This window comes from Comamonas sp. GCA5, from assembly GCF_036541385.1.
Taxonomy (GTDB): domain Bacteria; phylum Pseudomonadota; class Gammaproteobacteria; order Burkholderiales; family Burkholderiaceae_C; genus Comamonas; species Comamonas aquatica.
In genome coordinates this window covers 1-11,461 of record NZ_JAZHFR010000098.1, presented here as the reverse complement: position 1 = coordinate 11,461, position 11,461 = coordinate 1, and the positions used below count along the sequence as shown (strand labels likewise).

The following is an 11,461-nucleotide window of genomic DNA, read 5'->3' as shown; positions in this document are numbered from 1 at the left end:
CACGCAGCATCACCAGATCGGCCCGCACGCCTTCCACGCCGGCGTCCTGGCAGCGCTGGGCCACCTCGTCGTGCACGGCCTCGGGCCACTCCACGGTGGCCAGCCGGTCGCGGGCCTGCGCCACACGCAGCGCCAGGGCCGTCTGTGCGGCGGCATGGCGGCTGGCAAAGGCCTGCGGATCGGCATCGAAAGCCATGCGGGTGCGCACGATCGCCTTGCGCACCTGGGCGTTGGGCACGTTCTCCAGCCGCACGAACAGGCCAAAACGGTCCAGCAGCTGCGGGCGCAGTTGCCCCTCCTCGGGGTTCATGGTGCCGATCAGGGTGATGCGCGCTTCGTGCTGGTGCGACACGCCGTCGCGCTCCACGCGGTTGATGCCGCTGGCGCTCACGTCCAGCAGCAGGTCGACCAGGCCATCGGCCAGCAGATTGACCTCGTCCACATACAGGATCCCGCCATGGGCGCGCGCCAGCAGGCCGGGGCGGAACTGCACGGCGCTGCGCTGCAGGGCCGCCTCCAGGTCCAGTGAACCGACCAGTTGCTCCTCGGTGGCGCCCAGCGGCAGGTTCACAAAGCGGCCCGCCGGCAGCAGCGCGGCCAGCGCCCGGGCGCTGGTGGACTTGGCCGTGCCCCGTGGCCCCTCGACCAGCACGCCGCCCAGCAAGGGGTCCACGGCCGCCAGCAGCAGGGCCTGTTGCAGCAGGGGCTGGCCCTCGATGGCCGTGAAGGGGAAACCCACGGGCGTGGTGGCAGGCGGGGTAGCTGTCGACATCATCGGCTCTCCAAAAGTTGCTCGGTGGCCAGCAAGTGCTGCTCCAGCAGTTGCTGGTGCTCACCGGGTTGTTGCCACAGGCCGCGGCCGATGGCCTCCAGCAGGCGCTCGCACATGCCGTGGAAGGCCGCCGGATTGTGTTGCTGCAGGAAATCGCGCGTGGCGGCATCGGCCACGAAGGCGTCGGTCACGCGGGCGTACTGGTCGTCGCGCACCACGCGCGCCGTGGCGTCGAAGGCGAACAGATAGTCCACCGTGGCCGCGACCTCGAACGCGCCCTTGTAGCCGTGGCGCTTGATGCCCTCGATCCACTTGGGATTGGTCACGCGGGCGCGCACCACGCGGCTGATTTCCTCTTGCAGCGTGCGCATGCGCGGCGATTGCGGGTTGCTGTGATCGCCAAAGTACAGGTCCGGCTGCTGGCCGCTGTAATGGCGCACGGCGGCCGCCATGCCCCCCTGGAACTGGTAGTAATCGTCCGAGTCCAGCAGGTCGTGCTCGCGGTTGTCCTGGTTGTGCACCACCAGCTGGATCTCGCTGAGGCGGCGCACAAAGGTCTCGGGCACCGCCGTGCCGTCGTCCTGCTGACCGTAGGCATAGGCGCCCCAGTTGCGGTAGGCCGTGGCCAGGTCCTCGTCGCTGTCCCAGTTGCGGCCGTCAATCAGCCCCTGCAGGCCGGCGCCATAGCTGCCGGGCTTGGCGCCGAACACGCGCAGCCCGGCCTGGTGGCGGGCCGCCTCGTGGCTCAGGCCCTGGGCCTGCAGCTCGGCCGCTTCCTGCAGCACGCGCGCGCGGATGGGGTTGGTGAAGGCGTCCTCGTCGTCCAGGCTGGCGACCTTCTGCACGGCGGCATCGAACAGGCGGATCACGTTCGTGAACGCGTCGCGAAAGAAGCCGGACACCCGCAAGGTCACATCCACCCGGGGGCGGCCCAGGATGGACATGGGCAGCACCTCGAAGTCGCTCACGCGCCAGCTGCCGTCGTCCCACTTGGGACGCACGCCCAGCAAGGCGAAGGCCTGGGCGATGTCATCGCCGCCGGTGCGCATGGTGGACGTGCCCCAGACCGACAGGCCCAGCGAGCGGGGGTAGTCGCCATGCTCCTGGGTGTAGCGCTCGACCAGCAGCTGGGCCGACTTGAGGCCCAGGGTCCAGCTGGTGGGCGTGGGCACGGCCCGGGTGTCGATGGAAAAGAAGTTGCGCCCGGTGGGCAGCACGTCGGGGCGACCACGCGTTGGCGCACCACTGGGCCCGGCGGGCACGAAGCGCCCCTGCAGGCCACGGCTGAGCTGCAGGATTTCCTGCGGGCCGCAGTCCTGCAGGCGTGGTCGCAGATCGTGCTGCACGCGTTGCAGCACCTGACGGGCATGCACGAAATTGGCCTCCAGCGCAATGCTGTCAAGCGCATCATGCTCCAGAATTTGCAGTGCCAGCAGCTCCAGCCGCTCGCGCGTATCGCCGGTGTGGCGCCAGGGCTGGGGGTCGACCTGCCGCAGCAGCTCGGGGAACGGGCCACTCCAGGGCTGCTCCCAGGCGGCGTCCAGCGGATCGAAGTCGCAGCCCGGCAGCAGGTCCTGCGCCAGCGCCCGGATCAGGCTGTTGTTGGCACCCTGGCCGTGGCCCACGGGGTGGCGCGCCAGAGCCAGCAAGGTGTCGCGCTCCAGCCGGCCGGTGGGCGACTGGCCAAAGATGTGCAGGCCGTCGCGGATCTGGCTTTCCTTGAGTTCGCACAGGTAGGCATCGGTCTTGTTCAGCAGCTCCTGCTCCTCGGCCTCGGAGCGCGGCGCCGCCATGCCCAGGTCCTGGTGCAGGTCGTGCGCGACGATGTGCGCCAGGATCTGCTGGCGCAGCAGCGTGGCCCGCCGGCGGTCCAGCGTGATGGCTTCGTAGTACTCGTCCACCATGCGCTCCAGGTCGCGCGTCGGGCCGTAGCTTTCGGCGCGCGTCAGCGGCGGCATCAGGTGGTCCACGATCACCGCCTGGGCGCGGCGCTTGGCCTGGGTGCCCTCGCCCGGATCGTTGACGATGAAGGGGTACAGGTGCGGCATGGGGCCAAACGCCAGGTCCGGCCAGCAGGTCTGGGACAGGGCCACGCTCTTGCCGGGCAGCCATTCCAGGTTGCCGTGCTTGCCCACGTGCACCATGGCATCGGCCTGCCAGGCGGTGCGCAGCCAGTGGTAGAAGGCCAGGTAGTAATGCGGTGGCACCAGGTCCGGGTCGTGGTAGCTGGCCATGGGGTCCAGGTGGTAGCCGCGCGCCGGCTGGATGCCCACAAACACCTGGCCCAGGCGCAGCCCGGCCACCATGAAGCGCCCCTGGCGTAGCATGGGATCGGCTTCGGGCGCACCCCAGCGCTGCAGCACGGCCTGCTGGTTGACCTCCGGCAGGCTGTCAAAGAATGCCTGGTAGCTGGCCAGGTCCAGGCTTTGCTGGGCCGCGCGCAACTGCCAGGACGCGGGATCGTTGGTGATGCCTTGCTGCAGCAGCGCCATCAGGGCATCGCCGTCGGCGGGGATGTCCTGCAGTGCATAGCCTTGCTGCTGCAGGGCCTGCAGGATGTGGATGACCGAGGCCGGCGTGTCCAGCCCCACGCCATTGCCCAGGCGGCCTTCCTGCGTGGGGTAGTTGGCCAGGATCAGCGCCAGGCGCTTGTTGGCATTGGGCCGGTGGCGCAGGCGGCACCAGCGCCGGGCCAGCTCCACCACGAAGGCCAGGCGCTCCGGATGGGCCTGGTACTGCACCACGTCGGACTGGGTCAGCGCGCTGCGGTGCGACAGCCCTTTGAAGCTGATGGCACGCGTGATGATGCGGCCATCCACCTCGGGCATGGCCACGTGCATGGCGATGTCGCGTGGCTGCAGGCCGTGGGCGTCGTCCAGCCAGCTTTGCTGGTTGCTGCCCGACATGATGACCTGCAGCACCGGGATGTCGCCCGCCAGCGCGTGGTCGCCCGGGGTTTCCAGCGACGACTGGGCGAACGAGGTGGTGTTCAGGATCAGCGACACCTGGTGGGCCGCGCACAGCTGGTGCAGCAGGGCCAGGCTGGTTGCGTCCTTGAGCGACAGCACGGCCAGCGGCAACGGGTTCATGCCCTGGGCCCACAGTTGCTGGCACAGGGTGTGGAACAGCTGGGTGTTGCCCGACTGCAGGTGCGCGCGGTAGAACAGCACCACCACCACCGGCTGGCCGGCCTGCCACTGCAGCGGCCCGGGCTGCTGCCAGTCCTCGACCGTGGCCACATCGTGCGCCGGGTGGTAGACGGCGGTGGCCGGCAGCGGCCGGGCGGGCAGCGCCGCCTGGGCGCCGCCCAGGAAGCTGTGCCACAGGTAGCGGAACATCTCGCGCGCGTTGGCCGCCCCGCCCTCGCGCAGGTAGCGCCAGATGCTGCGGCACTGCTCGATGGAGGCCGTGCTTTTTGCAGCAGGTTCATGTCTTCCGTGGTGCAGCCGGAGAACATCACCAGCGTGATGCGGTGCTTGCGGCAGACCTCGCGCACACGCTCCGTGCCATACGGCCAGTAGCTTTCGCCGCCCAGGTGGTCGATCACGATCACGCGGGCGTGCTGCAGCACCTCGTCCACGTACAGGTCCACCGAGGCGGGCTGGCGCAGGTGCATCAGGTTGGCCAGGCGCACCGTCGGCAGGGGCTCGCCCTCCAGCCCCGGGGCTGTGGCCTGTGCCTGCAACTGTTCATAGGCATCGGCCAGCAGCGCCAGCGTGGTGTCGGCCGCACTCAGCACCACCACGTCGGCCGGCGACTGGCCCAGGCTGGACACAAAGGCTTCGTCGTCGACAAAGCCACCGGGCTGGACAGCGAGCAGGTGCATCAGCAGGCTCCGGCAGTCAGACCGTCCAGCGCAGCGCGGATCGCGCCCTCCTCCAGGTCGTGGCCGATGAACACCAGGTGGGTCTGGCGGGCCTCGTCCTCGCGCCAGCGGCGGTCGAAGTAGCTGTCAAAGCGCTTGCCCACGCCGTGCACCACCAGGCGCATGGGCTTGTCCGGCAAGGCCACAAAGCCCTTGATGCGGTAGACCGTGTGCTCGGCCACGATGGCGGCCAGCTGGGACAGCAAGGCCTCGCGCTCCACCTCGGGCAGTTGCACCACCACCGAGTCGAACACGTCGTGGTCGTGCTCGTCGTGGTGGTGGTCGTCCTCACCGTGCTCGTGGTGGCCCACGCGTTCATGGATGCTGTCTTCCGAGGCGCTGGACAGGCCCAGCACCACGTCCAGGTCGATCTGGCCATGGCTGGCGGCCACGATCTTCACCTGCGCCGGCACTTCCTCGCGCACGATGGCTTCGACCTGCGCGCGCTCGGCGGTGCTGGCCTGGTCCAGCTTGGTCAGCACCACCAGGTCGGCGGAGATCAGCTGGTCCTCGAACAGCTCGTGCAGCGGCGATTCGTGGTCCAGGTTGGGGTCCTGCTTGCGCTGGGCATCCACGGCCGCGGGGTTGGCGGCAAACTGCCCGGCCGCCGTGGCGGGCACATCGACCACGGTGATGACCGCGTCGACCGTGCAGGCGTTCTTGATTTCGGGCCAGTTGAAGGCCTGCACCAGGGGCTTGGGCAGGGCCAGGCCGCTGGTCTCGATGAGGATGTGGTCGATCTCGTCGCGGCGCTCGATCAGCTTGCGCATCACCGGGTAGAACTCTTCCTGCACGGTGCAGCACATGCAGCCATTGGCCAGCTCGTACAGCTGGCCGCTTTGCGCGCCGGCCTCGTCCTCGCAGCCGATGCCACAGCCGCGCAGGATGTCGCCATCGATGCCCAGCTCGCCGAACTCGTTGACGATCACCGCGATGCGGCGGCCATTCGCGTTGGCCAGGATGTGGCGCAGCAGCGTGGTCTTGCCGCTGCCCAGAAAGCCGGTGACGATGGTGGCGGGAATTTTTTGGTGGGTGTTCATGGTCGAAAGACTCCTGTGATCCGTGAAAAATGGGTCGTCGGCTTCAGCGCACGCCGGCCCCCGAGGGTTCTGTCCCAGGCCGGCAGCGCCAGGGCAGCACGTAGCCCTGGCTTTCATGCTCGCCATGCATGGCCTGGACCTGGTAGACACGCTGCAGGTGCGCCGGGGTCAGCACATGGCGCGGCGCACCGCAGGCCACGGCCCGCCCGCCTTGCAGCAGCAGGACGCGGTCGCAAAAGCGGCTGGCCAGGGTGAGATCGTGCAACACCACGACCACGGCGTGGCCGGCATTGCACTGGGCGCGCAGCAGCTCCATCACGCTGAGCTGGTGGTAGGGGTCCAGCGCCGCCACGGGCTCGTCGGCCAGCAGCAGCGGCGCCTGCACGGCCATGGCGCGGGCCAGGCGCGCGCGGGCGCGTTCACCGCCCGACAGCGCGTGCAGGTGGCGCTCGGCCATGTCCGTCAAATGCATAGCACTCAGCGCAGCATCCACGGCATTTTGATCGGTTTTGGATGCCGACGCCAGACGCCAGCGGCCTTGGTGCGGCAGGCGCCCCAGGGCCACGAAGTCACGCACCTGCAAGGGCCAGGCCACCTGGTCGCCCTGGGCCAGGTAAGCCAGGCGCCTGGCGCGCTGGTGGGGGGCCAGGCGTGCCAGGTCCTCGCCATCCAGCAGCACCCGCCCCTGGTGCGGCAGCAGCTGGGCCAGGGCGCGCAGCACCGTGCTCTTGCCCGCGCCATTGGGGCCGATCAGGGCCAGCAGCTCGCCCGACTGGACCTGGAACGACAGGTCCTGCACGCAGGTCTGGCCCCGCCATGCCACCTGCAGCGACTCGACCGACAGCGTACGCATCAGCGATGCCTCCAGCGCTCGCGCACCACCAGGTAAAAGAAGAAGGGCGCGCCGATCAGGGCCGTGACCACGCCCAGCATCAGCTCCACCCGCCCGCTGAGCAGGCGCAGCGCAATGTCCGCCCCCAGCAGCAGCACGGCCCCGCCCAGCGCACTGGGCAGCAGCAGGCGCGAGGGCCGGTAGCCCACAAGGCTGCGGAACAGGTGCGGCACCACCAGTCCGATGAAGCCGATGGACCCCGTCATCGCCACGCTGGCGCCCACGCACAGCGCCGTGCCGGCAATCACCTGCGCGCGCAACCGCGGCAGGTTCACGCCCATGCTGGCGGCCTCGTCCTCGCCCAGCGTCAGCGCATCCAGTTGCCGGCCGCTGCCGGCCAGGATCAGCAGCCCCAGCGCAATGAACGGCAGGCACAGCCGCACCTCGTCGAAGCTGCGGTCGGCCAGCGAGCCCATCAGCCACAGCACGATGTCCTGCATGTCGGTGGGCGTGGGGGCCAAGTTGATGGCCAGCGACGTCAGCGCCGCCATCAGCGAGGACATGGCCACGCCCGCCAGAATCAGGGTCAGGTTGCTGGCGCCCCGGCTGGCGATGCGGTAGAGCACCAGCGTGGCGGCGGCCGCGCTGGCCATGGCCACCGTGGGCAACAGCCAGGCATTCCAGTGCCACAGCCCGAAATAGATGCACAGCACGGCGCCCAGGCCGGCGCTGGAGCTGACGCCCAGCAGGCCGGGCTCTGCCAGCGGATTGCGCAGCAGGCCTTGCAGGGCCGCACCCGCGACGCCCAGCGACATGCCCACCAGCACCGCCAGCACCACGCGCGGCAGGCGGATTTCCTGCACGATGGCCTGGTGGCGCACGGCCAAATCGCTGGCGCCTGCGGGCTGCCAGGCCGCCGCCCACCAGTCCGCCACGCCGATGGACACCGAACCGATGCCCAGGGAGATGCCGGCCAACACCAGCAGCAGGGCCAGCAGCCCGGTGTTCAGCAGCCAGACACGGGGCATGCCGGTGCGCGGGGTCCAGCGCATCATGGCCCCCCCTCGCGCAGCGCCACCCGGGCGGCAGGCCGCGGCAAGGCGTCGATCTGGGCGGCCACCGACTCGGCCGCCTCAATCAGTTGCCAGTTGCTGCAGCCCCAGTCGTTGTGCTGCAGCACCACCACGGGGATGTGCTGCAGCAGCTTTTGCATCTGCGGATGGCGGCTCAGCCCGGAGCGGGCATAGGCCGCGTCATTGACCAGCCCGGGGGTGATGAAGATGTCGGGCGGGTTCTGCACGATGCGCTCCAGATCAATGCGCCCCCAGCCCTGCAGGCCCAGCGCGCTGGCATGGTTGCGCAGGCCGGCGGCCGTCAGCACGGCGTCCACATGCGTCTGCGCCCCCGCGCTGCCGCCATTCGGGCGCAGGTACAGGACCTTGAAAGGCCGCGGTGTGCCGCGCAACTGCGCCAGCCTGGCGGACAGGCTGTCCAGCAGCGCCTGCGCGGCGGCCTCGCGCCCCAGGGCCTGACCCATCTTGCGCGTGCTGCTGAAGATGCCCTCCCAGTCGGTGGGAAACGGCACCGTCACGATCTGCACGCCATGGCGCTGGAGCAAGGCCGTCTGGTGCCGGGCATTCCAGCGCCGCGAGGCCAGCACCACCTGGGGCTCCAGGTGCAGCACATCCTCCGCCGTCGCTTCGTTGGCGGGAAATTGCCGGGCCTGGGCGGCCAGGGAAAAGCGCTGCGCATCCTGGCTCTGGCGCGACAGCGACAGGATCTGCTGCGGCGCCGCCAGGCTCAGCGCCAGGGTGTCCGCGCAGATGTTGGTGGACATCAGCGTGGGCAGCGCCCCCGCCCCCGCCCCCACGGCCATGGGCAGGCCGGCGCACAGCGCCAGCAGCAGGGCCTGCAGCGGTGGCCGCATCAGAAGTCCACACCCGCCTGCGCCTTCACGCCGGCCTGGAAGGCATGCCGGGTGTCGGCGATCTCGCTGACCGTGTCCGCCAGCGCCAGCAGCGGTGCCGGCGCACTGCGGCCGGTGATGACCACCGATTGCCCGGCGGGGCGGCGCTCCAGCGCCTGCTGCAGCTGGGGCAGCGCCAGATAGCCGTACTGCAGCATGAAGGTCAGCTCGTCGAGCACCACCAGGCGCAGGCTGGGGTCGGCCAGCATGCGCTGCGCCGCCTGCCAGGCCTGGTTGGCGGCGGGCTGTCGGCCTCCCAGTCGCTGCGCTGCCAGGAACAGCCCGTGGCCATGGCGTGGTAGTCCACCTGGGCCATCGCCCCCTGCCCCAGCAGCCCCTGCTGCTGCAAAAAGGTGACTTCGCCCGAGGCGTGGGTGCCCGTGATGAACTGCACCACGCCGGCGCGCAGGCCATGGCCCAGGGCCCGGTACAGCATGCCGAAGGCCGAGGTGGTCTTGCCCTTGCCGTGGCCGGTCAGCAGCACGACGATACCGCGCTCGACCTGGGCGCGCGCCATGGCAGCCTGCACCTGGGCTTTCTTGTCCTGCATGCGTTCGGCATGCTGTTGTTTGAACGTGAGGTCCATGCTCTCCCCGAGCCATTTCCATGGAAAGGCATGCCCATACGGGAAGGTGGTGTGTGTGTGCGGCGGGCCGGCGCCCCGCCAAGGCGGGATGGAACCTGTCAGCAAACGGCCCACACCCCGTGGCATACAACTGCGTGCCAACAGGTCGGTATTCTGGCTCGCCGTCATACAGCGCACACCGCCTTCCCGGGGGGCACCCAGTGGCATCGAAGTGTGTCTGTCAGGCTTACAGCAGCGGGGGCTGCGCCGGAATGCTCCACACCAGGGGTGTGAGGTCACCGGACTTCCCGTTTCACCCCACGCACGCGGGTGCGGCGGGGCTCCTGTTGGAGTGTGGATTATAGAAGCGACTGCCGCCCCCGCGGCGCAGACCGCGGGCGGCACGCGCTACAGGGCGCATTGCATGTGGATGGTGTGCCAGGGCGCGGCCGTTTCACGCTGCACCACCTCAAAGCCCTGCTGCTGCCAGAACTCCAGCGCGCCCGGCAGGAACGGGTGCGTGTGCAGGTACAGCAGTTGCACCCCCTGGGCGATGGCGTGCTGGCGCACGTGGTCCAGCAAGGCCATGGCCAGCCCCTGCCGGCGCCACACCGGGGCGACGAACAGGCGCACCACCTCCACCACGCGCAGCGCACCGAAATCCAGCTGCGCAAAGCGGCCATCGTAGGCGCGGTAGGCAATGCTGCCCACCATGCCGTGCTGCGGATGCCGGGCCGCCCACATGCCGCCCGTGCCCGCCGCGTACACCTGCTCAAAATGCTGCAGATCCGTGGGGGTTTGCTGCGGATCCACCAGCGTGCCGAACATCTGCTGGCGGGCCACGTGCAAGAAATCCTGCACCACCTCCAGGCGGTGGACGGGCGCAATGACCATGCATTCGGGAAGGGACATATCAGGCTGAAAACAGGTGTCCACGCAGACGGTGCCTGCGCCAGACGCTACAAAATCAGCTACATTACCCGAACTTTGGTTCCGCAAGGACATGCGCCAGCCACCGCCAGCCGCATGAGGGAATCCAATGACCGCCACCCGCTTCAGGGTCTGGCGGCCGAATGGAACTGCCCCCGCAACTGTAGGCAACGAGCCCGCCCCATCCGCCACTGAATCCACATTCGGGAAGGCGGGGCGACGCGATGACGTGCCAGTCAGGAGACCTGCCAAAGCACCAACCATCGATTGCCGGCGGGGTGTCCGGGAAGTGAGCAATGTCCCGTGGACCTGCCTGCCAGGGCCTTTCGGGGTCCCGCGCGCCGCGGGGGTGTTGCCAGTGCTTCCAGGGGTACCCGCTGTTTCTGGAAAGAAGCCCCCTGATGCTGCCTCGACGCCTTGCCTACGCCGCCCTGCTGGCCACCGCCCTGTCTGCCCACGCTGCGGACTACCCGCTGCAGCTGCAGAACTGCGGCCATCGCCTCCAACTGGACCGGGCACCGGCCTCGGTGGTCACCATCGGCCAGGGCGGCACGGAAATGCTCTACGCCCTGGGCCTGGGCGACAAAGTGGTGGGCACCGCCCTGTGGTTCAACCCCGTGCTGCCGCAGTTCCAGGCCATCAACGACAAGGTGCCGCGCCTGTCGGACAACATTCCCAGCTTCGAGTCGGTGATCGGCAAGCGCCCAGCCCTCGTGGTCTCGCAGTTCGAGTGGATGGTGGGCAAGGACGGTGTGGTCGCCACGCGCGAGCAGTTCCATGACCTGCGCATTGCCACCTACGCCATGCCGACCGATTGCGAAGGCAAGAACAACCTGGTCGGCGCCGACGGCACGCGCACGGCCAGCTACGACGTACAGACCCTGTACAAGAGCATCCGCCAGCTGGCCGAGATCTTCGGCGTGCCGGCGCGCGGCGCGCAGTTGGTCCAGAGCCTCAGCGACCGCCAGGCCCAGGCCGTGGCCAAGGTCCAGGGCGCGCAGCGTCAGCCGCTCACCGCGGCGCTGTGGTTCTCCAGCGCCGACCTGGCGGCCGACCCCTACATGGCCGGCAAGAACGGCGTGGCCGGCTACATGATGCAGACCCTGGGCCTGCGCAACATCGTCAGTTCGACCGAAGAGTGGCCCACCGTGGGCTGGGAGACTGTCGCCAAGGCCAACCCGTCGGTGCTGATCATCGCCCGCATGGACCGCCGCCGCTTCCCGGCCGACGACTACCAGAAGAAGCTGGAATTCCTGCAGCAGGACCCGGTCACCCGGCACATGGATGCCGTCAAGCACCAGCGCATCGTGATCGTGGATGCCGATGCGCTGCAGGGCTCCATCCGCCAGGTGGATGGCATGGAGCAGATCGCCGAGGCGGTGCTGCAGCTGCAGGGCCGCGCGAAGTGACACGCGGCCGTCCACGCCGGGCCCCGCGGCCCACGCTCGGGTGCGCACGGTGCTGATGCAGACCGTGGCGCGCCCGCCTGCG

At 69.3% G+C, this 11,461-nt stretch carries 7 protein-coding genes, 2 pseudogenes and 2 riboswitches; of the genes and pseudogenes, 1 reads left to right on the top strand and 8 read right to left on the bottom strand.

Annotated features, from left to right (window positions below):
• The 8 genes and pseudogenes from SJH88_RS16780 to SJH88_RS16740 all read right to left on the bottom strand — a co-directional run.
• A partial coding sequence (locus SJH88_RS16780) for a magnesium chelatase ATPase subunit I (RefSeq protein WP_274755144.1) occupies positions 1–772 on the bottom strand: 772 nt, incomplete at its 3' end.
• Positions 772–4,598 (bottom strand): annotated as a pseudogene (gene cobN, locus SJH88_RS16775) (cobaltochelatase subunit CobN). The gene SJH88_RS16780 and the pseudogene cobN, both read right to left, overlap by 1 nt.
• On the bottom strand, positions 4,598–5,677 hold the full coding sequence (cobW, locus tag SJH88_RS16770) for a cobalamin biosynthesis protein CobW (RefSeq protein ID WP_274755143.1): 1,080 nt from the start codon (positions 5,675–5,677) through the stop codon (positions 4,598–4,600). Before cobW ends, cobN begins: the two are co-directional and overlap by 1 nt.
• 43 nt (positions 5,678–5,720) lie before the next feature.
• Positions 5,721–6,530, bottom strand: coding sequence for an ABC transporter ATP-binding protein (locus SJH88_RS16765; protein ID WP_239222970.1), 810 nt, complete (start codon positions 6,528–6,530; stop codon positions 5,721–5,723).
• Entirely contained in the window at positions 6,530–7,564 is a 1,035-nt protein-coding gene (locus tag SJH88_RS16760) for a FecCD family ABC transporter permease (RefSeq protein ID WP_274755142.1), read from the bottom strand. Before SJH88_RS16760 ends, SJH88_RS16765 begins: the two co-directional genes overlap by 1 nt.
• On the bottom strand, positions 7,561–8,436 hold the full coding sequence (locus SJH88_RS16755; protein ID WP_274755141.1) for an ABC transporter substrate-binding protein: 876 nt from the start codon (positions 8,434–8,436) through the stop codon (positions 7,561–7,563). Before SJH88_RS16755 ends, SJH88_RS16760 begins: the two co-directional genes overlap by 4 nt.
• Positions 8,436–8,992, bottom strand: a pseudogene (cobO, locus tag SJH88_RS19875) (cob(I)yrinic acid a,c-diamide adenosyltransferase). Before cobO ends, SJH88_RS16755 begins: the two are co-directional and overlap by 1 nt.
• A gap of 195 nt (positions 8,993–9,187) precedes the next feature.
• Positions 9,188–9,403: riboswitch (cobalamin riboswitch) on the bottom strand.
• Between the two features lie 45 nt (positions 9,404–9,448).
• Positions 9,449–9,952, bottom strand: coding sequence for a GNAT family N-acetyltransferase (locus SJH88_RS16740; RefSeq protein WP_274755138.1), 504 nt, complete (start codon positions 9,950–9,952; stop codon positions 9,449–9,451).
• 59 nt (positions 9,953–10,011) lie between these two features.
• Positions 10,012–10,237: riboswitch (cobalamin riboswitch) on the top strand.
• A 134-nt stretch (positions 10,238–10,371) separates the two neighbouring features.
• Between SJH88_RS16740 and SJH88_RS16735 the strand changes: the two genes are divergently transcribed.
• Positions 10,372–11,379, top strand: coding sequence for an ABC transporter substrate-binding protein (locus SJH88_RS16735; protein WP_274755137.1), 1,008 nt, complete (start codon positions 10,372–10,374; stop codon positions 11,377–11,379).
• The last annotated feature ends 82 nt before the right edge of the window (positions 11,380–11,461 follow it).